We start from the raw sequence: 24519 nt of genomic DNA on the forward strand, positions 1-24519 counted from the left end.
ATTTTTAGTGACATGGACGTAACGTGATTTGTGTCATAGCCGGCGCCGAAAAGCCAATTCACCCGGAGTGATTACGGTGGTCTCATCCCGGCCCGGTTCCAGAGTGCCCGTCGTTTACCTGCACATCGGCTCGCCGAAGAGCGGCACCACGTTCCTGCAGAACGTGCTGTGGCGGAACCGGCCGGTTCTGGCCGAGCTGGGGGTCCTGCTGCCCGGCGGCTCGTTCGCGGCGCAGCAACGGGCGGCCGACGACCTGCGGGGACTGCGGCAGGACCCGACCGATCCCGGACCCGCCTGGGCCGGCGCCTGGGACGAGCTCGTCGCGGAGGTGATCGAAGAGCGGCCCGAAAGGGCCGTGATCTCGCACGAGACGCTGGCGGCGGCGGACGAGGAGCAGGCGCGCCGGGCGATCGGGTCGCTGGGCGACGCCGAGGTGCATGTCGTCTACACGATGCGCGACCTCGCCGGGTTGCTGCCGTCCGAATGGCAGGAGTACGTCAAGCACTACTGCCGCCAGGACTACGCCACCTGGCTGACCGAGGTGATCGACGGAGGTCCCGAGACCGAGTCCGGCGCGTGGTTCTGGCGGGTGCACGACGCGGCCGAGGTACTGCGCCGCTGGTCGGCGGGACTGCCGCCGGGACGGGTGCACGTGGTGACGAAGCCACCGCGGCACGCCCCCCGAGACCTGTTGTGGCGGCGGTTCGCCGGCCTCCTCGGGGTCGATCCCGGCGTGGTCGATCTGGAGGAGGTGCGTGCCAACCCCTCCCTGGGCGTGGTGGAGACCGAACTGCTGCGCCGGATCAACCACGAGGTGGCCCCCGGCACGCCGCTGTGGCTGTACACCCGGACCGTGAGCGACGAACTGGCCCAGGAGGTGCTGCCCCGGCGCGCGGAGATGCGCCGGGTGCCGCTCCCCGAGGACAGGCTGGGCTGGGCCGGGACCCGCGCCGACGAGCTCATCGAGGCCCTGCGGTCCGCCGGATACGACGTCGTCGGTGACCTGGCCGAACTGCGTCCCGGTGACTTCGGCCCCCAGGACCACAGGCCGGTCACCGAGTCCGAACTGCTGGCGGCGGCCACCGACGGCATCCTCGGCCTGCTCGACCGCATCGCGGAACTGCACGCGGAGGTCGCCGCCGCCCGCGCGGAACTGGCCGAGTTGCGGGAGAAGCCGCTGCCCAAGGCGGTGGCCTGGCACGTGAGCGAGCGCCACGAGGCGGTGATGCGGGCCCGGGTGGCGTACTGGCACCTGGTCGAGCGACTGCGCGGCGAGCAGCCCGGGGCCGTGCCCGAGGAGGAGCCGGCCGGTCCGACCGTCTGGGCGCGATGAGCGGGCGCGTGGTGGCCGTGGTGGTCACCTACGACCGCCGGGAACTGCTGGCCGAGGCCCTGGCCGCGCTGCGCGCGCAGACCCGGCCCGCCGACGCCGTGGTCGTCGTCGACAACGCGTCCTCCGACGGGACGCCGGAACTGCTGCGCGAGCGGTTTCCCGAGGTCGAGGCGTACCGGCTGGCACGCAACACCGGCGGGGCGGGCGGCTTCGCCGCGGGCATCGGCCGGGCGCTGGAACGGGGCGCGGACCTGATCTGGGTGATGGACGACGACACCGTCCCCGAGCCGGGCGCCCTGGCGGCGCTGCTGGCGGTCGCCCCCGGGGCCGCGCTGGTGGCCAGCCGGGTCGTCTGGACGGACGGCCGCGACCACCCGATGAACACCCCCCGGCCCCGGCCCGGCGCCTCCCCGGCCGAACTGGCCGCCGCCGCCGGGCACGGCTGCGTGCCGGTCAGGTCGGCGTCCTTCGTGTCCGTGCTGCTGGACGCGGCGGTGGTCGCCGAGCGCGGGCTGCCGATCGCCGACTACTTCCTGTGGAACGACGACTTCGAGTACACCACCCGGTTGCTGCGCGGCAACAAGGGCCTGCTCTGCCGGGACAGCGTCGTCGTCCACAAGACCCGGACGTTCGGCGGCGCCGACGCCGACCCGGGGGAGCGCTTCTTCTACGAGGTGCGCAACAAGGTCTGGCTGTTCACCCGCAGCCCCGGCCTGGCCCCGGCCGAGCGGGCGCTGTACGCGGCGTCCACCCTGCGCCGCTGGGCCCGTACCTTCGTCCGCTCCGGTGACCGGGCCGTCCTGGCCCGTGGCCTGCTCCGCGGGCTTGCCGCCGGTCTCCGCTCCGGCCCCCGACCCACCGAGGAAGTCCTCCGCACCCCATGAAGACCGAGAACGTGATCGCCGCTCCGCAGCCCGCCGCGCCCGTCGCCGACCCCTGGACGACCCGGCGGGCCCGGCTCGCCGTCCCCCTGGTGCCGGTGGCCGCGGCGCTCGCGCTGGGCCTGACCGGGATCTCCGGCGCCTCCTTCTGGATTGACGAGGCCGCCACCATCAGCATCGCCCAGCGGCCGCTGGGCGACATGTTCCGGGTCTTCCAGGAGATGGACGCCGTCCACGGCCTGTACTACCTGATCATGCACGTGGTCATCGGGCTGTTCGGCATCGGCGAGACCGCCATGCGGCTGCCCACGGTGCTCGTCACCGCCGCCGCGGCGGGCGGGGTCGCCGTGCTCGGCCGCCGCCACGCCAACCCCCGGACCGGCCTGCTGGCGGGGCTGTTCTACGCCGGCGGCGTGACGGTGATGCAGTACGCCCAGGAGGCCCGCTCGTACGCGTTCGCGGCCGCCACGGCGGTGCTGGCGAGCTACCTCTTCGTCCGCGGGACGGAGACCAGGGCCGTCCGCTGGTTCGCCGGCTACTCAGTGACGATCATGCTGCTCGGGCTGCTGCACCTGTACGCCCTGCTGCTGGTGCCGGCGCACGGGATCACGCTGTACTGGCGGCGTCAGGCGCTGCGGCCGGTGCTCGGGCGCTGGCTGCTCGCGGTGGCGGTGGCGGTGGCGGCGCTGATCCCGTACCTGCTGGTGGTGACGGGGCAGCGGGTGCAGGTCGACTGGATCCCGCCGGAAGACGCGAGCCGGCTGTACTCGCTGGTCGACTTCATGGCGGGCAACGACCGGCTGGTGCTGCCGATCGGAGCGATCGCCGGGGCGGGGGCGCTGGCGACCGTACTGGCCCGGCGCGGCCTGGACCTGCCGGCGCTGGCCGTGCCGTGGGCGCTGGCACCGGTCACGATCCTGCTGCTGGCCGGGTTCGTCGAGCCGCTGCTGGAAGCCCGCTACGTGGTGTTCTCCCTGCCCGCGGTGGCTCTGCTGGCCGGGGCCGGGCTCGACTGGCTCGGCCGGCAGAAGGCCCCGCTGATGGCGGCCGCGCTGGTCCCGATCGTGATGATCTCGCTGCCCTCGCAGGTTCGGATCCGGGAACAGGACAGCAAGCTCGACGACCTGCGCGCGGCCGCCCAGTTCGTCCGGGAACGGGCCCGGCCGGGCGACGCCGTGCTCTACCTCGACTCCGCGCTGCGCTGGGACACCGCCGCCTACCCCGACGCGTACACGGGCCTGCGCGACATCACCCTGGCGGCGAGCCCGCAGCGGACGTACACGCTCACCGGCACCGACGTCCACGTCCCGGCCCTGCTGCGGGCCCGGCTGCTCCAGGGGAACCGGGTCTTCGTGATGAAGCGGCACCTGGCCGAGTCCTCGCCGGAGGAGATCGCCATGCGGCGGGCCGCGGTGGACGCCACCGGGCCGTACCGGGAGGTGGCCGTGCTGGAGTACAAGGGCGGCCGGGTCCGGTTGCTGGAGCGGCTGCCCCGGCAGCGGCCGCCCGCGGCACGCCGTCCGGTGCGCCCGCCGGTCGCTCCCGCCCCCTGACGGGCTCAGCCGCCTTCGCAGGGGTTGGCGTCGGCGCGGACCTCGCCCGCGACCTTGGGGATGACGGTGGGGCCGGTGTTCTTCAGGCCCCGCCAGTCGCTGCCCAGGACAAGGTAGACCAGGCCCGGCCGGCCGTCGCGTTTGAGGGTGGGCTGTTTGCCGGGCAGCAGCTTGGCCAGGGCGGCCGCCGCGCGCTCGCCGCCGGGCCCGTACAGGATCTTGGTGGTCCGCGTCAGCCGGGCGGTGCCGCCGATGGACGCTTGGAAGCGCTGTGCCGTCAGCGCCGTGACGGTGCGCCCGGCCAGGCCGTCGATGCCCGCGGCGTTGTAGACGGAGATCTTGACCTGCTGGTTCGGCAGTGGCTGCTGGGGCGGCGGGGCGCCGGGGGGTGGCGGGGGCGGTGCCGGCGGGGCGGGTGGGGGCAGCGAGTTGTCCCGCCGGACGGCGTCGAACAGCGGCGCCGCCTGGGCCCGGTTGAGCTGGACCCGGTTGTGGTCCGGCGGGTAGGCCTCCCAGGGGGCGGTCACGAACCGGACCTTGCCCGCGCTCATCCCCCGCAGGCCGCCCGCGAGTTCCTGCATGGCCGAGACGGTGAACTCGCTGTCGGTCTTGATCGACTTGGTGATGGCGTTCAGGAAGCCGTAGAGCTTGCCGGGGTCGGTGAAGGTGTCGCTGCTGGTGGCCTTCTGCGCCACCGCCGCCATGAACTTCTTCTGCCGGTCGATCCGGGACAGGTCCGACCCGTCGCCCAGCCCGCCGGTGCGGGTCCGCACGTAACCCAGTGCCTGGTCGCCCCGGACGATCTGCCGGCCCTTGCGCAGGACCAGTTCGGCCTTGGGGTCGTTGATGGCCTTCGGCACGCAGATCTCCACCCCGCCGAGGGCGTCCACCACCCGTTTGAAGCCGGTGAAGTCGATCTGCACGTAGTGGTCGATGCGGATCCGGGTCAGCGACTCGACGGTCTGCCAGGTGCAGGCCGCTCCGCCCTTGGCGAACGCGGAGTTGAACATGCCCAGCCCGCCGGGCACGACCCGGCCCTTGGTGGTCTTGCAGTTGGGGATCTGCACCATCAGGTCGCGGGGGAAGCTGATGCCGACCGCCTGGGCGCCGCCGGGGGAGATGTGCAGCAGGATCGTGGTGTCGGAGCGCTGGCCCTCCTCCACCCCGTAGCGGGCGTTCTCGCCTTCCCGGCTGTCGGAGCCGAGCAGCAGGATGTTGGTGCCCTTGCCGAGCTTCTGCGGGCGGTTGGCGCCCAGCCGGTCCGAGACGTCCTCGCGCTTGATGTTGCCCTGCAACTGCCGGTAGAAGCCGTAGGAGGTCAGGCTGGCCGCCACGATCACCACGGAGAGGGCGATCGAGACCCAGCCGAGGACGCGCCAGCCGCGCCCGCGCGGTGGCCGCGGGCCGTCCAGGTCGGGATCGGGCACCGGGGCCCATCCCGCCCGCCGGGCCGGGGCGCCCCTGGGGGGAGGAGGGGTGCCGACCGCTCGCGTCACGTACCCTCCAGGGGGCATCCAAGTGAAGCTTGGGTTAATAGTTATGTTTGGGGCGGTATACCAGCATAATCCCGCCGCTAGTGGGGTGAGGAGAGCCTAGAACCAACGGCCGCGAAAAGCCGCCGAGCGCTGTATTCTCGCGCCCCGTGAGCAATGACTCCGTGCACGTCACCATCGTGCTGCCCTGCTACAACGAGCAGGATCATGTTCTGGACGAGGTCGAGCGCATCTCCAAGGCGATGGACGCGAGCGGCCAGACCTACGAGCTTCTCGCGGTCGACGACTGTTCGACCGACGGGACCCTGGCGCGGCTGCAGGAGGCCGCGCCGGACTATCCGCATATGCGGATCATCGCCTTTCACCACAACAGCGGCTCGGGAACGGTCCGGCGGATCGGCACCCAGCAGGCCCGCGGCGAGATCGTCGTGTGGACCGACGCCGACATGACCTACCCCAACGAGCGCATCCCCGAGCTCGTCGAGATCCTCGACACCGACCCCGGCGTCGACCAGGTGGTCGGCGCCCGGACCTCGGAGATGGGGACGCACAAGGCGCTGCGGGTGCCCGCCAAGTGGGTGATCCGCAAGATCGCCGAGCGGCTGACCAACACCCGGATCCCCGACCTCAACTCCGGGCTGCGGGCGTTCCGGCGGGAGGTGTCGCTGCCCTACCTGCGGCTGCTGCCCCCCGGGTTCTCCTGCGTCACCACGATCACGCTGGCGTTCCTGTCCAACCAGCACGACGTGCGGTACATCCCGATCGACTACTACAAGCGGGCGGGGAAGTCGAAGTTCCACTTCACCAAGGACGCCTACCGCTACATCCTCCAGGTGCTGCGGATGGTGATGTACTTCAACCCGCTCAAGGTGCTCATGCCGCCCGCGCTCTGGCTGCTGGCGATCGGCTTCGGCAAGGGCGTCTACGACATGGTCGCCCACCCGGTGCGGTTCGCGAACAACACCGTGATGCTCTTCATCACCGGGCTGCTGATCGCCTCGCTGGCACTGCTGGCCGACCTGATCGTCCGCTCCAGAGGAGACACGTGAGGATCGCCGTCGTCGGCCCGACGTTCCCCTACAAGGGTGGCGGCGTCCGGCACACCACCGAGCTGGCGCACCGGCTGGCCGCGGCCGGCCACGAGGTGACGCTGGAGTCGTGGTCGGCGCAGTACCCGGAGTTCCTCTACCCGGGCGAGCAGACGATCGACATTCCCGAGGGCGAGCCGTTCCCGGCCACCGAGCGGCGGCTGTCGTGGCGGCGCCCGGACGGCTGGTGGCGGGCCGGCCGGCGGCTGCGCCGGGCCGACCTGGTGGTGCTGGCGGTGCTCACCTCCATCCAGGTGCCCGCCTACCGGGTCATCCTGGCCGGGCTCGGCCGGCGGACCCGGGTGGTGGCGCTCTGCCACAACGTTTTGCCGCACGAGCGCAAGTCCTACGACGTGCCGCTGATGCGGGCGCTGCTGCGGCGGGTCTCCGGCGTGCTGGTGCACTCCCCGGAGCAGGGCGAGCTGGCCCGCACGCTGACCGGCCGCCCCATCCGGGTCGCCGAGATGCCCGCGCACCTGCCCCCCGCCGAGACGGCGGCCGCGGCGGCCGCCGGCGAGCGCCGCCGGCTGCTGTTCTTCGGCATTGTCCGCCCCTACAAGGGCCTGGACGTGCTGCTGCGCGCCCTCGCCGCCGGGCCCGGCGACGTGACCCTGACGGCGGCCGGCGAGTTCTGGGGCGGCACGGCCGCGACCGAGGCGCTGATCGCCGAGCTGGGGCTGGGCGACCGGGTGGAACTGCGCCCCGGCTACGTGCCCTCCGACGAGATCCCGGCGCTGTTCGCGGCGGCGGACGCCCTGGTGCTGCCGTACCGCTCGGCCACCGCCTCGCAGAACGTCTGGATGGCCTACGAGCACGGGACACCGGTGATCGCCACCCGGGTGGGCGGCTTCCCCGAGCAGATCCGCGACGGTGTGGACGGCCTGCTCTGCGACCCCGGCGACCCGGCCTCGCTCACCGCCGCGATCGAACGCTTCTACGCCCCCGGCGAGCCGGAACGCCTCCGCGCCGCGGTCAGACCGGTGGATCCCGGACCCCAGTGGGCGTCCTACCTGGAGGCTCTCACCGGCCTTGAGCCGGCGGGCGCGTCCGGCCGTGACGCTTCGGAGTCCGCGGCGACGTAGCGCCTCGGCGGCGATCCTTCGGGCTGCGGGAGCCGGTACGCCATCGGGTCCCGTATCCCGGAGGATTCGGACGCGCGGGATCCCTCAGGCTTCGGGGCGGCCCGGGGCGGCCGGAGCCGGAGGGGTGCGTTCGGGGGCTGGGACGGGCGCCGGGGTGCGGCCGAGGGCGAACGCGACGGCGGCGCAGAGCAGGTCGGCCACGGTGAGGACGACGCGGGAGGCCAGGGCCACCACCACGGGGCCGCCGTCCGGGAGCGTCGGGGACAGGGCCACCACCAGGGCGGCTTCCCGGGCGCCGAGGCCGCCGGGGGCGATGATCACCAGGAAGCCGACCACGAACGCCAGGGCGTACGCCCCGGTGGACAGCAGCGGGCCCGCCCCGCCGAGGTCGTCGGCCAGCAGCCAGGCGTGCATGCCGAACAGTGCCCAGCCCAGCACCGTCCACGCCATCGCGCGGGCCATCGCCGCGCCGCCGGGACGGGCCGGCGGGGGACGCCGGACGATCCGCAGTGCCCGGGTCAGCAGGAAAGAGATCACGGCGGGGTGCAGCGCCGCCAGCAGCAGCGGGGCCAGCGGGAGCAGCCACCAGTAGCGGCGGGTGGCGTCGGCCGAGGTCAGCGGCAGGGTGACGGCGGCGATCGCGCATCCGGTGGCGATCGTGGTGGCCATCGCCAGCAGCGTGGCGCTCGCCCCCCGCTCGCGCGGCACCTGCCGCTCCTTGGCCAGCTCGACCTGGCCGACCAGCGCCCACACCGAACCGGGCACGTACTTGCCGAGCTGGGCCAGGAACATGATGCGGAACGCCGCGCCGAACGGCAGCGGCGAGCCCAGGCCGGTCAGCAGGCTCCGCCAGGCCAGCATCCAGGCGACCAGCCCGCCCAGCCCGGCGGCCAGCGCCCCGGCCAGTGCCCACCCGGACAGGTCGGTCAGCGCGGCGCCGATCTCGGCCCGCTGGGTGGCCAGGCCGTAGCCGCAGAACGCCAGCGCGATCAGCAGGAACGCCGGCTTCAGCCAGCGGCTCGCGCGCACCCGGGAAATCACCTGCCCAGGCTAGGGGCAAGCCGGGCGCGCCGGAGCCGGGCCGGCGTCCACCGGGCGAACATTCGGTTACGGGGGATCGCCGCGGGGCGCGGCGACGTTCCCGGCCGTCCTAGAGTGGTCCGGTTATGAGACTTTCCGATGTGGTCGCCTTCATGGGACACCAGGTGCACGTCTGCCGCTACCGCGAGGCCGGGAGGCTCCTCCGCTGGATGGGCGGCGACCTCAAGGGCAAGCGGGTGCTCGACGTGGCGGGCGGCGACGGCTACTGGGCCGGGCAGGCCCGCCGCCGGGGCGCCGAGGCCGTCTCGATCGACCTGGCCCGGAGCAAGATGCTGTACGGGCAGACGCTGGCCCACCCGCCGGCGCTGATCGAGTGCGACGCGCTGGCGCTGCCGTTCAACGACGGCAGCTTCGACGCGATCCTGTCGGTCTGCGCGATCGAGCACTTCGACGACGGCGGCAAGTCGCTCGACGAGATGGCCCGGGTGCTCAAGCCCGGCGGTGAGATCTACATGTCCGCCGACGTGCTCAGCCGCGCCGACTCCTGGCCCAAGCTGCGCGACGCGCACAAGGCCAAGTACCACGTCCAGCACACCTACACCCACGAGAGCCTGGGCGAGCTGCTCGGCGACCGGGGCCTGGACCTGGTCGAGTACTCCTACCAGTTCCGGACGGCGGCCACCGAGCGGCTCTACCTGTCGCTGTCGGCGTACGGCGGCAAGGTGGGCTTCAACGCGGCGGCCCCGCTGACCCCGCTGGTCGCGCTGGCCGACCGGCGCGCTCCGAACGAGCAGGGGAGCATCGTGCTGGTCCGGGCGCGCAAGCGCTGAAGAACGGGAACCCGCGCCGGTTCAGGTCCGTTGGCGCAGGAGGAATCACGCGAATTCGGGCTTGGGAGTCCCGGCGGATAGGGCTGATTCAACCCGATAAGCGGTAGACCGGCTGCATTTGTCCGACGGTGCTCTCCCGCGACCCGAGATCCGCGTAGGCTCCCCACCGGGGGGTGATCCCCGACACAGACGTCGAGGCTAGGGAGGACCGTGGCGCCCCGGATTCTGGTCGACGCCACAGCCGTGCCCGCCGATCGCGGCGCGCTGGGCCGGTACGTCGACGGGCTGCTCGCCGCCCTGGACGGGCTGGGCGCCGACCTCGCCGTCGCCTGCCAGCGGGCGGACGAAGAGCGGTACGGCTCGCTGGCCCCGAACGCCCGGGTGGTGCCGGGCCCCGCGACCCTCGCCCACCGGGCCAACCGGCTGGTCTGGGAGCAGAGCGGGCTGCCGTACGTGGCCGAGCAGGTGGGCGCCGACGTGATCCACCTGCCGTTCTACTCGCTGCCGGTGCGGGCCGGCCGGCCCACGGTGGTCACCGTCCACGACCTGGCGGCGTTCACCGAGCCCGAGACCTACGACCCGATCCGGGCGACCTACATCAGGTCGGCGACCCGCGCCGCCGCCCGGCTGGCCACCCGGCTGGTCGTCCCCTCCAAGGCGACCCGCGACGAGCTCGTCCGGCTGCTGGCGGCCGACCCCACCCGGATCGACGTCGCCTACCACGGGGTGGACCACGAGGTGTTCCACCGGCCGACGGAGGCCGAGCGCGCCCGGGTGTCCGACCGGCTGGGCCTGCACGGCCGCCCGTACATCGCGTTCCTGGGCGCCCTGGAGCCGCGCAAGAACGTGCCCAACCTGATCCGCGGCTGGGTCCGGGCGGTCGCCGAACTGCCCGAACCGCCCGCCCTGGTACTGGCGGGCAGCGGCGGCTGGGACGACGAGGTCGACGCCGCGCTGGCCATGGTGCCGCACCGGCTGCGGGTGGTCCGGCCCGGCTACCTGAGCAGCCCGTCGCTGGCCGGTTACTTCGGCGGGGCGCTGACGGTGGTGCTGCCCAGCCGGGACGAGGGCTTCGGGCTCCCGGTGCTGGAGGCCATGGCCTGCGGCGCCCCGGTGCTGGCCAGCCGCCACGCCGCGCTGCCCGAGGTCGGCGGCGAGGCCGTCGCCTACACCGAGCCGGACGTGGAGAGCATCGGAGCTGCACTGACCCGGCTGATCGCCGACGCGCCCCGCCGGGAGTCCCTGGCCGCGGCCGCCTACGAGCGCTCCCGGGACTTCGACTGGACCACCTCGGCCGAGGCGCACCTGGCCGCGTACTACCGTGCTACCGAGCAGTAAGTTAGCGCTCGCACCGACGTTCGAAAGGGAATCTGTGGAAGCGATCCTGCTGGTCGGGGGGAAGGGCACCAGGTTGCGCCCCTTGACCGCCACCACGCCCAAGCCACTGCTGCCCATGGCCGGTGTGCCGCTGCTGGAGCACCAGCTCACCCGGGCGCGAGCGGCCGGGGTACGACGGATCGTTTTCGCCACCTCCTATCGCGCGTCGATGTTCACCGAGGCGTTCGGTGATGGAAGCCGGCTCGGCCTGGAGATCGTTTATGTGACCGAGGACGAACCGCTGGGTACGGCAGGCGCCATCCGAAACGCCTCTGCCGCGCTCACGTGCGGCCCCGACGAGACAGTGGTCGTACTGAACGGCGACATTCTTTCCGGGCACGACCTCGCCGCCCAGATATCGGCGCACGAGAAGACGGCGGCCGAGGTCACCCTGCATCTCACGCTGGTCGAAGACGCTCGGCGCTACGGGTCGGTGCCGACCGGGCCGGACGGCCGGGTACTCGACTTCGTGGAGAAATCACCGAACCCGCCGACCAACCAGGTCAATGCTGGGTGCTATATCTTTCGCCGTTCGGTGATCGACACGATTCCCGCCGGCAGGGTCGTCTCCGCCGAGTACGAGACCTTTCCCGGGCTCCTGGCCGCCGGCTCGGCGATCATGGGTTACGTGGAGGCCGCGTACTGGCTGGACGTCGGCACGCCGGCCGCGTTCATCAGGGGCGCGTGCGACCTGGTGCTCGGCGCCATGTCCTCTGCGGTGGTCCCGACCACCGAGCACGGCTTCCTGCTGCTGAGCGGGGCCTCGGTGGACCCGAGCGCCCGGGCCTCCGGCGGTACGACGGTAGGAGCGGGAGCCGTGATCGGAGCCGATGCGCTGGTCGAATCCAGCGTGCTGTTCGACGGTGCCATGGTCGAGCCCGGTGCTCGTGTCGTGCGCTCGGTCGTCGGCCGTGGCGCCCGGATCTGTTCCGGTGCCGTGCTGGAGGACGCGGTCATCGGAGATGCCGCCATTGTCGGACCGGGCAACGAACTGGTCGGTGGCCTTCGCCTCTGGCCGGGCATTGAATTGCCGTCCACGGCGGTCCGTTTCTCCGCAGACGCCTAGCCCATTGTCATAATCGATAACCATCACCGACGTGCTTGACCAGGTGCGCAGGTGGGGAATGGAACCACCTGCCGCCGTGGTCCGCAAGTACTCCGTCGACCGCGAAAGCATGATGGCGTACACGGTGGTCGGGGCGGCTTCTTCGTTGGCACTCGACCGGCCTTGATCAGCCCAGCGGGGCGGTGCCGAGCGGGCCGCCGGCGGTGACGTCCGGGCACTGGACGCAGCCGGGGTCCGGGCAGCGCGTCGCCGACCAGTCCGCCGCGATGGCGTCGGTGGCCGCCGCCACCGCCTCCCGGGCGGGGTAGGCGTGCCACCGCGACGCACCCACCGCCGCCGTCCGTTCGTGCGGGCGCAACCACGGCTCCAGCCGGGGGAACCCTTCCGAGCACGACCCCGTCTCGACCATGAACACCCGCCCGTCGGGCCGGTACGCCCACCGGACCAGCAGGCGGCGGCCCGCCTGATGCTCGGCCAGGTGGATCGCCGTCATCCGGTTCAGGCCCACGCCGATCAGCAGCACCTCGCCGTCCCGCCGGACGGCCTCCCGGATCGGGCCGTAGACGTCGTCCGGGCGCTGCGCGGCGGTGAGTTCGGCGGCCAGGGGTCCGAGCGCCGCGAACGAGTTGAGCGGGTGGTCCCCGCGGCGGGCGCCGTCCCGGGCGATCAGGGCGGCCGGCACCGCGCCCAGGTGCGGGTTGATGAGGCCGCAGTCAGGGCTGTAGACCGGCGCCCACGGCCCCTCGTCGGGAAGCGCCGCGTAGTCGATGCCGTTGCGTGCGGGACGCATCGTGGTGGGCGGGAACGCGCCGAAGTGGGTTTCGGTGAACGCCGGGACCAGCACGGTGCATCCCCGCGACAGCAGCGCGTCGAGGACGGCGTCCGGACCGCCCTCGACAGGTTCCCCGAACGAGCGCAGCGACGCGTGCACCATGACCGGCCGGCCGGCCAGGTCGAGCTCGTCCACGGCCTTCGCGAGCCGTTCGGCGGTGATGGTCATGCAGGTCCTCTCAGGCGAGGTGGCGGGCGTCGACGATCCGGCCGTGCCGGAGCTCGCGGAGCGCCGCCCGGGTGGTCAGCGTGTCGGGGTGGTCGTCGCCGAGGACGCGGCGGCGGTCGGCCAGGACCTCCCGGTAGGCGGCCTCGGCTTCGGTGGTGCGGTCCAGCCGGGCGGTGACCCAGGCGATCTCGTGCCGGACGGTCAGGGTGTCGGGGTGGTCGTTCCCGAGGACGCGGCGGCGGTCGGCCAGGACCTCCCGGTAGATGGTCTCGGCTTCGGTGGTGCGGTCCAGCCGGGCGGTGACCCAGGCGATCTCGTGCCGGGTGGCCAGGGTCTGCGGGTGGCCGTCGCCGAGAACGCGACGGCGCCTGCCGTGGATCCGCCGGAAGGCGGTCTCGGCCTCCTCGAACCGCTCCTGGTTGGCGATCGCCCAGGCGAGCTCGTGGCCGGTGGTCAGCGTGTCGGGATGGTCGTCGCCGAGCACCCTGCGCAGGTCCGGGAGCAGCCGGTGGTAACCGTCCTCCGCCTCCGCCCACCGCTCCCGGCAGGCGGCGATCCAGGCGAGTTCGTGCCGGCTCGCCAGGGTGTCGGGGTGGTCGTCGCCGAGGACGCGGCGGCGATCGCGCAGCACCTCGCCGTAGATCTCCTCCGCCGTGGCGTGCCGGCCGCGGGAGGCGACCTCCCAGGCGTGCTGGTGCCGGACGGAAAGGATCACAGGATGATCGTCACCGAGTTCGGCCGCGCGGTCCAGCGCGGCCCGGCACAGGCCCTCGCCCGCGCCGGCCGCCCCGCTCCGGTCGAGGGCGCGGGCGGTGACGACGACGGCCCGGACCAGCTCGGCGAGGCACTCCCGGTCGAGGCGGGCGGCGACGGTGTCCAGCAGCGCGCGCAGGTGCGGGCCGAGCGCCCGGTACCGCGGCCAGTCCCCGGGGTCGTCGAAGCGCGACCCGGCGAGGGCGGCGACCAGCAGGCCGGCGGCCGCCCGGCGGACCGGCGCCGGGTCCGGGTCGGCGGTGTCGAGGTGGGCCCGGTTGACGTCGGAGATCACCGGGTGGACGACGACGGAGCCCGGCGCCCGGGTCTCGATCAGTGCCAGACGCTTCAGCCCGCGGAGCCCCCGCTCCACCGAGCGGTCCGCGCTGTCCGCGTCTCCCGCCAGTAACGTCCGGACGACCTCGGGGGAGTCGAGGAGGTCGAGCGGGACGGGGACGGCCGGTGCGTAGCACGACAGCAGCCGCAGCAGCGCCCGGGCCTGCGGGATCCCGCAACGCGCCAGGTCGTCCAGGGAGATCTCCCAGGTCCGCATGATCGTCGGTTCTGCTGCGGGGAGCGGCCCCGCCCCGGCGCCGCCGTCCAGCGCGCGGAGGTAGGCGGCGTAGGTGGGCAGCCGGGCGATGTCGGAGTCCAGGTAGGTTCCGGCCAGGTGCAGTGCCAGCGGCAGGCCGCCCAGCCGGCGGGCCAGCGCCCGGGCCGTGGCCTCGTCCCCGGCCTCCGGTGCCAGGTCGCGCAGCACCTGGGCGCCTTCGGCCTCGTCCAGCGGCTCGACCGGCAGCGTCCGGGCGTACCGCCCCCAGTCACGCGGCTCGGTGTGCCGGCTGGTCACCAGGATCAGCCCGCGGCGGGTCGGGCGGATCCAGCCGGTGCCGTCCCCCGGCCCGGTCCCGCCGGGGCGCGCGGCGGCGAGCACCTCGGGGACGTCGGCGTTGTCGAGCACCAGCAGCCAGCCGCGGCGGGCGCGGTCGAGCAGGGGCCAGAGCCGGTCCGGGGCGTCCGCGGCGCCGAGGGCGATGGCCTCCAGGTCCGCCGGGGGCGCCCCCAGCTGCCGGGCCACGGTGACCATCCCCGCCGCCAGGCCGGCGGGGTCGGCGGCGGACACCCACCACACCCGGCGCCGGCGCCCGGCCCGCACCTCGTCGGCCAGCGCCGCCGCCACGGTCGACTTGCCCAGGCCGCCCGTGCCGGTCAGGACGATCGCCGTCCCGGGCGGCCTGTCCGCGAGTTCCCGCAGCTCCCGCAGCAGGCCGGCGCGGCCGCGGAGCGTGCCGGGCAGGTCCCCGGTCGGCGGCGCGACCGGCATCCCGAACGCGCGGGACGCGGCCTCGTTCCGCAGCCGGTCGCGGCGTTCCACGAGCCGGTTGCGGCGCTCGGCCAGGGCGACTCCGAGGGCCGCGCACGTCCCGAGGGTGCCGGCCGCCGTCCAGATCAGTCCCGCGTCCATCGGCTCCGTTCCCGCCGCCTGCTTCCTGCCATTTTCGTCATATTGGACAAGATGGGAATGGCGCCCGTTCCGAGAACCTCGGCGCCCGTTCCGAGAACGCGGTATCCACACCGGGGCCACCCGGAACGGGCGGGTTCCGGCGGGCCGGTGGCGGGACGGAGATCGACCCGTGGAGTGGCGTGCTGTACGCCCGGATCCCGGATGGGCGTCGGGTGGTCCGCGGTGAGACGATCGCGTAGGTGGGTGCGCCTCTCGGCCATGTGCGCGTCTCGGTTTCCGCGGTTGGCTGGGGCCATGACGAACTCACCGATCGCAGTGCTCGGCGGGCGGGGTAAGACCGGCCGCCGGGTCGCCGCCCGCCTCGGCGACCTCGGCCGTCCCGTGCGGGCGGTCTCGCGCTCCACCCCGCTCCGCTTCGACTGGGACGACCAGGACACCTGGGCGGCGGTGCTGGACGGCGCCGAAGCCGTCTACCTCGTCCCGCCCACCGAACACCTGGACATGTCGGTCGTCGGGACGTTCACCGCCCGGGCCGCGGCGGCGGGGGTGCGGCGGCTGGTGTCGCTGTCCTACCGCGGCGCCGACCACGCGGGCGAGCCGCCGGAGGAACGGGCGGTCCGGGAGTCCGGGATCGACTGGACGATCCTGCGCCCGGCCTGGTTCGACCAGAACTTCAGCGAGGACATCTTCCTGGAGCCCGTCCGGGCCGGGCGGCTGGAGTTCCCGGCGGGGGAGGGGCGGGAGGCGTTCGTGGACGCCGACGACATCGCCGACGTGGCGGTGGCGGCGCTCACCGGCCCCGGGCACGCGGGCGAGATCTACGAGATCTCCGGGCCCGAGCCGATCTCGCTGCGGACGGCCGCCTCGCTGATCGGGCGGGAGACGGGCCGGGAGATCACCTACACGCCGATCGAGCCCGCCGACTTCACCGCGGCCATGACCGCCCAGGGTTATCCCTCGGAGGTGGCGGCCATGGTGACCGGCCTGCTCGGCGCGATCGCCGGGGGCGCGGGCGACCACGTCAGTGACGGGGTCCAGCGCGCACTCGGCCGCGAGCCCAGGTCCTTCGCCGACTACGCCAAGGCCACCGCCGCCACCGGTGTCTGGGGCTGACCCGGCGGCGGACCTAGGGCCTGTCTCGAAGTGAGGTCACAAGCCCCTGCGGTACCGCCAACGGCTGGGCCCGCCCCGCTCCCTTGCCGACGTGATCGTTGAGGATGTATGCGCCCGGTGATGGGCTTTTGATCAGGTCGGTGGGGTGGGGTGGGGTAGGGCGGGGTGGCCGGATCTTTCGCGAGCGGACCAGGGCCACCAGCACCCTGCCCACTTCGAAACACGCCCTAGTCGCAGGTCCCGAAGAACCGGCAGGTGGCGTGTTTGACGCCCTCTTCGATCCGCCGCGCCTCCTCCTGCTCCGGGCTGCGGTAGCAGTCGTCCCCGAAGGCGTAGCAGAGGGACGCCTCCGCCTCGTTGATCAGTTGATCGGCCGTGCCGGACACGATCATGGTCGTCAGAACGCCGCCGATCAGCAGAATCACGGCTATGTACGAGGTGTGGCTCTCACCGCGGTCACCTCTGCGTTCGGTCAGTGTTGAGAGCATGCGCCACTCGCCGCCCGCCGGAACGGCTCCCCGAACCGGCTGAAGTCATCAGGTGAACACTCCGTAAGGAAGATTGGTCGAGGCTAGAGGCGCCGGCCGGATACCGGATGAGCCTGCGGGCTCAACCGGGGAGCCCAATATCAGGGGTGCTGCGGACCCTGTTCCCGATCTCCCGGGCCGGTCTCGGCTTGTTTTCCCGGCGCCGGGAGGAACGAGCCGAGACCGTTTCCGTCCCCTGGCCGAGTCCTGGCGGACACCCGGCGGCAGACTGTGGGGCGTGTCGGTACGGGTGTGGCGGGCGCCGTGGACGGTGGACCTGCGGCGGGTGGTGGACGTGCATCGGCGCGGGCCGCACGACCCGGCGTTCACGGTGGCTCCGGACGGGGCCGTCTGGCGGGCCTCGCACACCCCTGACGGGCCGGGCACGCTCCGCCTGCGCGCCCGGGAGGCGGAGGTCGAGGCGGCCGGGTACGGGCCGGGGGGCGGCTGGCTGCTGGAGCGGGTGCCCGCGCTGCTGGGGGAGGGCGACGATCCGGCCGGGCTGGAACCGCACCATCCGGCGGTCAAGGAGGCGGTGCGGCGGCAGCCCGGCCTGCGGATCGGGCGGACCGGCCGGGTGTGGGAGGCACTGGTCCCGGCCGTGCTGGAGCAGAAGGTGGTGGTCGAGGAGGCCTGGCGGGCGTGGGGGTACCTGCTGCGCCGGTACGGGCAGCCCGCACCCGGCGCCCCGGACCTGCGCGTTCCCCCGCCGCCGGGGGTCTGGGCGCGCATCCCGTCCTGGGCGTGGCACCGGTCCGGGGCCGAGGCGGTGCGGGCCCGCACGATCATGACGGCGGCCCGGCTGGCCTCGCGCCTGGAGACCGCGGAGACCAGCGCGGAACTCGACCGGCGGCTCAGGTCGATCCCCGGGATCGGCGTCTGGACCTCCGCGGAGACCAGGCAGCGCGCGCTCGGCGACGCCGACGCCGTCTCGGTCGGCGACTACCACGTCCCCGGCATGGTGGGCCAGGCGCTGATCGGCCGCAAGGTCGACGACGCCGGCATGCTCGAACTGCTGGAGCCGTACGCCGGCCACCGGTACCGCGTCACCCGCCTGCTGGAGGCGCACGGCTCCCGCGCCCCGCGCCGCGCCCCCCGCCTGCCGATCCGCGACTACCGCTCCTTCTGACCCGGGGCGGCCGCGTCGCCCGGATCCCGGGCCTTCCGCCGTCCCGGGCCGGACCCCGGACCCCGGAGGATCAGCACCCGGGGCTGACGTTCGCAGATTCTTCAGCTTTCGCGGCGCTCTAACGCTCTGGAAGCTGAAGGACCACGGGTCAGTTGCATGGTTCGGAGCGCAGGACGGCGGGTCGGGAGGTGCGGGCGGGGGTCGTCTCGCCCGGGCGGGAGGTGCGGGCGGGGGAGCGGCGGCGCCGGGCGTCGCGGCGGCGGTGCCAGAAGGCGTGGGGGGCCCAGTCGAGGGAGTCGCGGGTGTCGGCGCCGAACAGCGGGCCGAGCACGGCGAGGGCGATGAGGAAGAGCAGGGTGAACAGCATGGGAGTGTCCTCGGTGGTCGGAGGGTGGGCCGCCGGGGCGGTCCGGGACATCCCGCGGGAGACCGCCGGTGATCAGTCCGGCGGGTACGAGGAGAACCTCGTGTCCTCAGTGTGACCGCCAGGATTGTGAAGGTCCAGCGACTCTTGCTGCACCCAATTCATTAGCAAAGCTGAACTGAACGGCCGAGGCGCGCGCCGGGAATAGAAACGGGCGGGTCGTGGCTGTGCACATGACGGGATCGACCGCGCTACGCGGAACCCCCGGTCCATTGGCCAATATGACGTTTGGCATAGAGTGCGCGACATGAGCACGGTGACCGAGTCCGCGATGCGCCGGGCCCTCGCCCGCGCCCGCGACGGCAAGAGCCTCGACCAGGCCGAGGCCACGACCCTGCTGCACGCCCGCGGCGAGGACCTCACGACCCTGCTGACCTACTCCGCCCGCACCCGGGACGCCGGACTCGACGCGGCCGGCCGTCCCGGCGTCATCACCTACAGCCGCAAGGTGTTCATCCCGCTCACCAGGCTGTGCCGGGACCGCTGCGGCTACTGCACCTTCGCCACCGTGCCGCACCGGCTCGACTCCGCCTACCTCGGCCCCGACGAGGTGCTGGAGATCGCCCGCCAGGGCGCCGCACTCGGCTGCAAGGAGGCCCTGTTCACCCTCGGCGACCGGCCCGAGGACCGCTGGCGGCCCGCCCGCGAGTGGCTGGACGCACACGGCTACGACGACACGCTCTCCTACGTCCGGGCGATGGCGATCAAGGTCCTCGAAGAGACCGGGCTGCTGCCGCACCTCAACCCCGGCGTGCTCACCTGGCGCGACTTCCAGCGCCTCAAGCCGGTCGCGCCGTCCATGGGCATGATGTTGGAGACCACCGCGACCCGGCTGTTCAGCGAGAAGGGCGGCCCGCACTACGGCTCGCCCGACAAGGACCCCGCGGTCCGGCTGCGGGTGCTGGAGGACGCCGGGCGCACCAATGTCCCGTTCACCACCGGCATCCTGATCGGCATCGGCGAGACCGTCGAGGAGCGGGCCGACGCGCTGTTCGCGATCCGCCGGACCATGCGCGAGTACGGCGCCGTCCAAGAGGTGATCGTCCAGAACTTCCGCGCCAAGCCCGACACCAAGATGCGCGACACCCCCGACGCCGACCTGGCGGAGCTCGCCGCCACCATCGCCACGGCCCGGCTGGTGCTGGGCCCGAAGGCGCGCATCCAGGCCCCGCCCAACCTGGTCGCCGAGCAGTACGCGCTGATGCTGGACGCCGGCATCGACGACTGGGGCGGCGTCTCCCCGCTCACCCCGGACCACGTCAACCCCGAGCGCCCCTGGCCGCAGATCGACGAACTCGCCGCGCGCACCGCCGAGCGGGGCTTCACGCTGCGCGAGCGGCTGACCGTCTACCCCGAGTACGTCCGGCGCGGCGAGCCCTGGCTCGACCCCCGGCTGGCCGCCCACGTCGCGGCGCTCGCCGACCCGGCGACCGGCCTGGCCCGCGAGGACGCCGTCCCGCGGGGCCTGCCCTGGCAGGAGCCGGACGGCGGCCTCGCCGACGCCGCCGGCCGCACCGACCTGCACGTGGAGATCGATACCGCCGGCCGCACCGGCGACCGGCGCGAGGACTTCGACGAGGTCTACGGCGACTGGGACGCGCTCAAGGAGCGGATGGCTCGCGCCCCCCGCCGGTTCGACGCCGACGTCAAGGCCGCGCTGGCCGCCGCCGAGCAGGACCCGGGCGGCCTGGGCGACGACCACGCGCTGGCGCTGCTGCACGCCACGGGCGCCGAACTGGACGCGGTCGCACAACTCGCCGACGACCTGCGCCGCCAGACCGCCGGCGACGACGTCACCTACGTCGTCACCCGCAACATCAACTTCACCAACGTCTGCTACACCGGCTGCCGGTTCTGTGCGTTCGCCCAGCGGCGCACCGACGCCGACGCCTACACCCTCAGCCTCCAGCAGGTCGGCGACCGGATCGACGAGGCGTGGGCGGCCGGCGCCACCGAGGTGTGCATGCAGGGCGGCATCCACCCCGACCTGCCCGGCACCGCCTACTTCGACCTGGCCCGCGAGGTCAAGCGCCGCGCCCCCGGCATCCACCTGCACTCCTACAGCCCGATGGAGGTCGTCAACGGCGCCAGCCGCACCGACCTGTCCATCCGCGAGTGGCTGCAGGCGGCCAAGGAGGCCGGCGTCGACTCGCTGCCCGGCACCGCCGCCGAGATCCTCGACGACGAGGTGCGCTGGGTGCTCACCAAGGGCAAGCTGCCCGCCGAGCAGTGGATCGAGGTCGTCACCACCGCGCACGAGATCGGCCTGCCGACCACGTCCACGATGATGTACGGCCACGTCGACACCCCCGCGCACTGGGTGGCCCACCTCAAGCTGCTGCGGAGCATCCAGGAACGGACCGGCGGCTTCACCGAGTTCGTGCTGCTGCCGTTCGTGCACCACAACGCGCCGATCTACCTGGCGGGGCTGGCCCGGCCCGGCCCCACCGTCCGGGAGAACCGGGCCGTGCACGCGCTGGCCCGCATCCTGCTGCACGGCGCGATCGACAACATCCAGTGCTCCTGGGTCAAGATGAGCGACGAGCTGTGCACCCAGGTGCTCCAGGGCGGCGTCAACGACCTCGGCGGCACGTTGATGGAGGAGACCATCAGCCGGATGGCCGGCTCCGACAACGGCTCGTTCAAGACGATCAGTTCGCTGGAGGAGATCGCCGCCCGCGCGGGCCGCCCGGCCCGGCAGCGCACCACCACCTACGGGCCGGTGCCGGCCGAGCGGATCGAGGCGGCCCGCCGCACCGACGGCGTCGGCCGCTTCCTGCCGCTGGCCACCTGAAAAAACCGGCGGATCACCCGTACCGGCGGTCGGGGGAGGTCTGAGAGACTGTCGCGGATCTGCTGACCCCTGGTGAGGCGGCCGCGTTGGACGACGATTCCCCCAAGGAGTCCCCCAAGGAGCCTGCGGAGGAACCTCCCGAGGAGTCCCCCGGGGGATCCTCGCAGGAGCTCCCGGCAGAGCCCTCCGAGGTGCGGGTGGCGCCGGGCTGGCCCGGTGAGATCCGGCTTGACCCGCCGCGGGACGTGCCGCCGACCCGCCGCGGCCCGCTGCGCGCCGCGGCGGCGCTCCTCGCCGTGCTGCTCGCGGCGGGGGCGGTGGCCGTCTGGCGGTCCGGTGTCCTCGCCCCGCCCTGCGCCGATCCGCTGACGGTGCGAGTGGTCGCCCATCCCGAGATCGCCCCCGCGCTGCGCGAGGTCGCCGAACGCTACACCCTGGCGGAGAACCGGGTGCGCGACCGGTGCGTCCGGGTCCAGGTGGTGGACGGCACGGAGCCGGGCAAGGCCGACGCCTGGGTGCCCGAGTCGTCCATCTGGCTGGGCCGCGCCCGGGCGGCGGGGCTGGCGGAGGTGCCGCCGATGGCCCCCCAGATCGCCGTCACCCCGGTGGTCCTGGCCGTTCCCCAGCGGGTCGCCGCGGAACTGCGGCGGGCGGGGGGCGAGCCCGGCTGGCGGCTGCTCCGCGACGGCCGGGCCGGGAAGGTCGCGCTGTCCCGCCGGGTGCTCGACCCCGCACGGCACGCCACGGGCGCCATCGCGATGCTCGCCCTCGACCAGACCGGCGAGGCCGGCGGGAAACTCGTCGGCGACCTGCGCCGGGGCACCCCGGCCACCCCGACGGCGCTGCTCGCCGGGCTGACCGGCCCGGGACGTCCCCTGCTGGTGACCACCGAGCAGGCGGTGGTGGCGCACAACCGGGCGCACCCGGAGCGCCCCGCGGCGGCGCTGCTGCCGGCCGAGGGCACGCTGACCCTCGACCACCCGTTCGCGGTGCTGGCCCGGGACCCGCTGCGCCGGGAGGCGATCGCGGCGTTCGAGCCGGCGCTGCGCGGCAAACCGGCCCGCGACGCGCTCCAGCAGGCCGGCTTCCGCCCGCCCGACGGCCGGTTCGCCGAAGGGTACGCCGCCCGGCACGGCCTGTCCGCCGAGCCGCCGGCCCTGCTGCGGTTCCCCACCCAGGCCCAGCTCGACCGGGCCATCAAGGCGTGGACGGACGTCAGCGGGTCGTGATGAAGGCGTCGGCCGGGCGGGGCGGCCGGTCGCGCGGTGGGGCGGCGGCGTGCCCCACCCCCACCGCCCCCATCGGATCCCAGGTCGCGGGCAGGTCCAGCCGCTCGCGGACCACGTCACGGCAGAACATCGTGCTGGACACCCAGCACGACCCCAGCCCCTCGACGGCCAGCGCCACCAGCAGGTTCTGCACCCCGGCGCCCATCGCGACCACGAACATCTCCCGCTCGGCGGCCGACCGGCGCTCGTCCGGGTAGTCGTGCGCGCCGTCCGCCACCAGGCAGGGCACCACCAGATACGGCGCCCGGCGCAGCACGTCGCCCCGGCGCAGCCGTCGGGCGATCGACTCGGCGCTGAACCCGTCGCGGCGCAGGTCGGCCTCCCAGGCGTCCCGCATCGCGTCCAGCAGGTCCGTACGGGATTTCTCCGACTCCAGCAGCACGAACCGCCAGGGCGTGGTGTGGTGCGGGGCCGGGGCGGTGATCGCGGTGGTCACGGCCCGGCGCACCGCCGCCGGGTCCACCGGGTCGGCGGTGAACTCGCGGACGGTCCGCCGGGCGCGCGGCACCTCGGCGGACCCGTACCGGAACATGTCCTCCTCGGGCGGGCGGACCAGCGCCCGCGCCCCCGGCCCCTCGTCCGCGATCACCAGATCGGACAGCCCCCGGACCACCGCCACCGGCACCCCGGCCAGCTTGCCCTTGACCAGCTCGGCGGCCGACGCGATCTCGTCGGCGGTCGCCGTCACGGTGGCGTCGAGCCGGTTCCCGTAGGCGTCGGCGCGCCCGCGCAGATCGTCGAGAGGGGCCAGCCCGGCCGCCCCGATGGCCGCGTCCACCAGGCCGATGCGCCACGGCCGGCCGAGCGTGTCGGAGACGATCACCGCCACGTCCGTCCCCGTCCGCTCGCGCAGGCCGGCGCGGATCCGGCGGGCCGAGGCGTCGGGGTCCTCCGGCAGCAGCAGCACGGTGCCGGGCGGGGTGTTGGACGCGTCCACCCCGGCGGCGGCCAGCACCAGGCCCTGCCGCGTCTCCACGATCCGGGTCTCGCCGCCCGGGTGCGACCGGCGGGCCACCAGCCGCACGGTCTCCGCGTCGATCGCCGCCTCCCGGCTCTCGGCGGCGAGCACCCGGCCCTCGGCCTTGCTCACCACCTTCGAGGTCACCACGACGATGTCGCCGGGCCGCAGGTCGGCCGCGGCGGCGATCAGCCCGGCGAGGTCGTCGCCCGCCCCGACCTCGGGCAGGCCGGGCACTCCGAAGATCTCCAGCCGGGTCATCGCAGCTCCGCCGCGAACTCCAGGGCCGCCCGCGCGATCTCGGCGGTGGCGGCCAGGTCGGTCATCAGCAGCGGCCGGGTCTGGACGGCGATTCCCTCGACCGCCGTCCCCTCGTCGGCGGTGTCGACCATCCAGCCGTCGAGCAGTTCCGGTCCGTAGTGCCCGGCGACCGCCCGCGCCGACGTCTGGACGCCGATCGCGGTCAGGCACGCGTCGGCCATGCCGCGGACCGGGGCCCCGCCGACGATGGGGGAGATCCCGACCACGGTTTTGGCCTCCAGCGCGGAGCGGATCCCGGGCACGGCCAGGATCGTGCCCACGCTCACCACCGGGTTGGACGGCGGCAGCAGCACCAGGTCGGCCGCCTCGATCGCGTCCAGCACGCCGGGGGCGGGCTTGGCGTCGGCCGCGCCGACCGGTGTGATCGACAGGGCGGGTGTCGCGGCGCGCAGCCGCACCCACCACTCCTGGAAGTGGACGGCCCGCCGGTCCGGGTCGGCGATCACCACGTGCGTCTCGACCTGGTCGTCGGTCATCGGGATCAGCCGGACGCCCGGCCGCCACCGGTCGCACAGCGCCTCGGTCACCGCGGACAGCGGGTACCCGGCGGCGAGCATCTGCGTCCGGACGATGTGGGTGGCGAAGTCGCGGTCGCCCAGCCCGAACCAGCCCGGCCCCACCCCGTAGGCGGCCAGTTCCTCCTTGACGGCGAACGTCTCGTCGGCGCGGCCCCAGCCCTGTTCCTCGTTGATGCCACCGCCGAGGGTGTACATCACAGTGTCCAGGTCCGGACAGACACGCAACCCGAACAGGCTGATGTCGTCGCCGGTGTTGCCGATGACGGTGATCTCGGCCTCGGGGGCCGCTTGCTTGAGCCCGCGCAGGAAGCGGGCTCCACCGATCCCGCCCGCCGGTACCACGATCTTCATGCTCCAAGTCTTGCAGCTCGGACAAATCGCGGTTCGCCCGGTGTTCCGGTGGTTCCCGTCCGGCCGCCGGGGACGGCTCGTCCGATGTTCACCGTTCGCTGCCCCACGGACGGGGTACGGGTGCGTACGCGAT

Annotated in this window: 20 protein-coding genes; 12 read left to right on the top strand and 8 right to left on the bottom strand. The window is 73.6% G+C overall.

Annotation, left to right across the window (positions count from 1 at the left end; genetic code table 11):
• The first annotated feature begins 103 nt into the window (after positions 1-103).
• From DPM19_RS14800 to DPM19_RS14810, 3 genes are read left to right on the top strand one after another with little or no spacing between them, the layout of a single operon-like run.
• A complete protein-coding gene (locus DPM19_RS14800) occupies positions 104-1333 on the top strand; it encodes a hypothetical protein (RefSeq protein WP_111867730.1) in 1230 nt (409 codons plus the stop codon).
• Entirely contained in the window at positions 1330-2217 is an 888-nt protein-coding gene (locus tag DPM19_RS14805; RefSeq protein WP_111867733.1) for a glycosyltransferase, read from the top strand. Before DPM19_RS14800 ends, DPM19_RS14805 begins: the two co-directional genes overlap by 4 nt.
• Positions 2214-3767 (top strand): glycosyltransferase family 39 protein, encoded by a 1554-nt coding sequence (locus DPM19_RS14810; RefSeq protein ID WP_111867736.1) that lies wholly within the window; start codon positions 2214-2216, stop codon positions 3765-3767. Before DPM19_RS14805 ends, DPM19_RS14810 begins: the two co-directional genes overlap by 4 nt.
• Positions 3768-3772: 5 nt before the next feature.
• Here the strand turns inward: DPM19_RS14810 and DPM19_RS14815 are convergent, their stop codons facing one another.
• On the bottom strand, positions 3773-5194 hold the full coding sequence (locus tag DPM19_RS14815) for an LCP family protein (protein ID WP_233510161.1): 1422 nt from the start codon (positions 5192-5194) through the stop codon (positions 3773-3775).
• A gap of 215 nt (positions 5195-5409) precedes the next feature.
• Between DPM19_RS14815 and DPM19_RS14820 the strand changes: the two genes are divergently transcribed.
• Entirely contained in the window at positions 5410-6309 is a 900-nt protein-coding gene (locus tag DPM19_RS14820; RefSeq protein WP_111867741.1) for a glycosyltransferase family 2 protein, read from the top strand.
• A complete protein-coding gene (locus tag DPM19_RS14825) occupies positions 6306-7430 on the top strand; it encodes a glycosyltransferase family 4 protein (protein WP_111867744.1) in 1125 nt (374 codons plus the stop codon). The genes DPM19_RS14820 and DPM19_RS14825 overlap by 4 nt, the downstream gene beginning before the upstream one ends.
• Positions 7431-7514: 84 nt before the next feature.
• Here DPM19_RS14825 and DPM19_RS14830 read toward each other — a convergent pair whose 3' ends face one another.
• The gene (locus DPM19_RS14830) at positions 7515-8471 is read right to left on the bottom strand and encodes a lysylphosphatidylglycerol synthase domain-containing protein (RefSeq protein ID WP_111867746.1); all 957 of its coding nucleotides are present in this window, start codon (positions 8469-8471) and stop codon (positions 7515-7517) included.
• 125 nt (positions 8472-8596) lie between these two features.
• On the opposite strand from DPM19_RS14830, the gene DPM19_RS14835 reads away from it, so the two are divergent.
• The 3 genes from DPM19_RS14835 to manB all read left to right on the top strand — a co-directional run bounded on the left by DPM19_RS14835 (position 8597) and on the right by manB (position 11744).
• Positions 8597-9301: a class I SAM-dependent methyltransferase gene (locus tag DPM19_RS14835; RefSeq protein WP_111867749.1), complete on the top strand. Its 705-nt coding sequence runs from the start codon at positions 8597-8599 to the stop codon at positions 9299-9301.
• A gap of 210 nt (positions 9302-9511) precedes the next feature.
• Positions 9512-10639 (top strand): glycosyltransferase family 4 protein, encoded by a 1128-nt coding sequence (locus DPM19_RS14840; protein ID WP_111867752.1) that lies wholly within the window; start codon positions 9512-9514, stop codon positions 10637-10639.
• 34 nt (positions 10640-10673) lie between these two features.
• On the top strand, positions 10674-11744 hold the full coding sequence (manB, locus tag DPM19_RS14845; protein ID WP_111867754.1) for a mannose-1-phosphate guanylyltransferase: 1071 nt from the start codon (positions 10674-10676) through the stop codon (positions 11742-11744).
• 166 nt (positions 11745-11910) lie between these two features.
• On the opposite strand, the gene DPM19_RS14850 is transcribed toward manB, so the two are convergent.
• Positions 11911-12744 (bottom strand): AAC(3) family N-acetyltransferase, encoded by an 834-nt coding sequence (locus DPM19_RS14850; RefSeq protein WP_111867757.1) that lies wholly within the window; start codon positions 12742-12744, stop codon positions 11911-11913.
• A 10-nt stretch (positions 12745-12754) separates the two neighbouring features.
• Positions 12755-14962, bottom strand: a complete 2208-nt coding sequence (gene fxsT / locus DPM19_RS14855; protein WP_111867759.1) for an FxSxx-COOH system tetratricopeptide repeat protein — start codon at positions 14960-14962, stop codon at positions 12755-12757.
• Positions 14963-15256: 294 nt separating this feature from the next.
• Here fxsT and DPM19_RS14860 point away from each other — a divergent pair, with 294 nt between their 5' ends.
• Positions 15257-16075, top strand: coding sequence for an NAD(P)H-binding protein (locus DPM19_RS14860; RefSeq protein ID WP_111867761.1), 819 nt, complete (start codon positions 15257-15259; stop codon positions 16073-16075).
• 227 nt (positions 16076-16302) lie between these two features.
• Here the strand turns inward: DPM19_RS14860 and DPM19_RS14865 are convergent, their stop codons facing one another.
• Positions 16303-16500, bottom strand: a complete 198-nt coding sequence (locus DPM19_RS14865; RefSeq protein WP_111867764.1) for a hypothetical protein — start codon at positions 16498-16500, stop codon at positions 16303-16305.
• 340 nt (positions 16501-16840) lie between these two features.
• Here DPM19_RS14865 and DPM19_RS14870 point away from each other — a divergent pair, with 340 nt between their 5' ends.
• Positions 16841-17731, top strand: a complete 891-nt coding sequence (locus tag DPM19_RS14870) for a DNA-3-methyladenine glycosylase family protein (RefSeq protein WP_199485097.1) — start codon at positions 16841-16843, stop codon at positions 17729-17731.
• Positions 17732-17879: 148 nt separating this feature from the next.
• Here DPM19_RS14870 and DPM19_RS14875 read toward each other — a convergent pair whose 3' ends face one another.
• Positions 17880-18098, bottom strand: coding sequence for a hypothetical protein (locus DPM19_RS14875; protein ID WP_111867766.1), 219 nt, complete (start codon positions 18096-18098; stop codon positions 17880-17882).
• A 304-nt stretch (positions 18099-18402) separates the two neighbouring features.
• Between DPM19_RS14875 and DPM19_RS14880 the strand changes: the two genes are divergently transcribed.
• Together DPM19_RS14880 and DPM19_RS14885 are read left to right on the top strand one after the other, a co-directional pair.
• Positions 18403-20949 carry a bifunctional FO biosynthesis protein CofGH gene (locus DPM19_RS14880; RefSeq protein WP_111867769.1) on the top strand — a complete coding sequence of 849 codons (2547 nt, stop codon included), beginning with the start codon at positions 18403-18405 and terminating at the stop codon, positions 20947-20949.
• Positions 20950-21035: 86 nt separating this feature from the next.
• Positions 21036-22178 (top strand): substrate-binding domain-containing protein, encoded by a 1143-nt coding sequence (locus tag DPM19_RS14885; protein WP_158566794.1) that lies wholly within the window; start codon positions 21036-21038, stop codon positions 22176-22178.
• Here the strand turns inward: DPM19_RS14885 and DPM19_RS14890 are convergent.
• Both DPM19_RS14890 and cofD read right to left on the bottom strand, forming a co-directional pair.
• Positions 22165-23457 (bottom strand): coenzyme F420-0:L-glutamate ligase, encoded by a 1293-nt coding sequence (locus DPM19_RS14890; protein ID WP_111867775.1) that lies wholly within the window; start codon positions 23455-23457, stop codon positions 22165-22167. The two genes, DPM19_RS14885 and DPM19_RS14890, sit on opposite strands and share 14 nt — an antisense overlap.
• Positions 23454-24386, bottom strand: coding sequence for a 2-phospho-L-lactate transferase (gene cofD, locus DPM19_RS14895; protein WP_111867778.1), 933 nt, complete (start codon positions 24384-24386; stop codon positions 23454-23456). The genes DPM19_RS14890 and cofD overlap by 4 nt, the downstream gene beginning before the upstream one ends.
• Positions 24387-24519 lie beyond the last annotated feature (133 nt).

Origin of the sequence: Actinomadura craniellae (assembly GCF_003289645.1) — a bacterium.
Classification (GTDB): domain Bacteria; phylum Actinomycetota; class Actinomycetes; order Streptosporangiales; family Streptosporangiaceae; genus Actinomadura_D; species Actinomadura_D craniellae.